Origin of the sequence: Staphylococcus sp. ZWU0021 (assembly GCF_000798895.1) — a bacterium.
Classification (GTDB): domain Bacteria; phylum Bacillota; class Bacilli; order Staphylococcales; family Staphylococcaceae; genus Staphylococcus; species Staphylococcus saprophyticus.
This window is the reverse complement of the sequence record NZ_JTLN01000036.1, coordinates 1-329: the sequence shown is the minus strand read 5'-3', so window position 1 is coordinate 329 and position 329 is coordinate 1. Positions and strand designations below refer to the sequence as shown.

General features: G+C 35.6%; 1 protein-coding gene. It reads left to right on the top strand.

Annotated features, from left to right (window positions below; genetic code table 11):
- Positions 1-45: 45 nt before the first annotated feature.
- The coding region (locus L987_RS13240) for a hypothetical protein (protein WP_047505404.1) at positions 46-329 on the top strand (284 nt) is incomplete at its 3' end.

The following is a 329-nucleotide window of genomic DNA, read 5'->3' as shown; positions in this document are numbered from 1 at the left end:
AAGTATCAGACGTACAAGTTAAGGATTATTAGGAGGACAAATAATATGCCAACAAGAATGGAAAAGGTTAAAGATGATAAAGGTGATTTGAGTTACGTAATGCTTGATGGAACAGATGAAATCCTAATAGATGTGGACGATTACAAAGAGGCCAAAAGTATGAAGTTAACTGATACTGTAATCAGATATCAAGCTAGAAAAGGTAAACGTCAATTTAAAAATTACATTAGAAAATATGACCAACGTCAAGGTGTGGAGAGACTCACTGCAGAGGACAGAGAACGTGAGGAACGTAGACGAGATAAGTTAGATGCTAAACAACGTAAAGA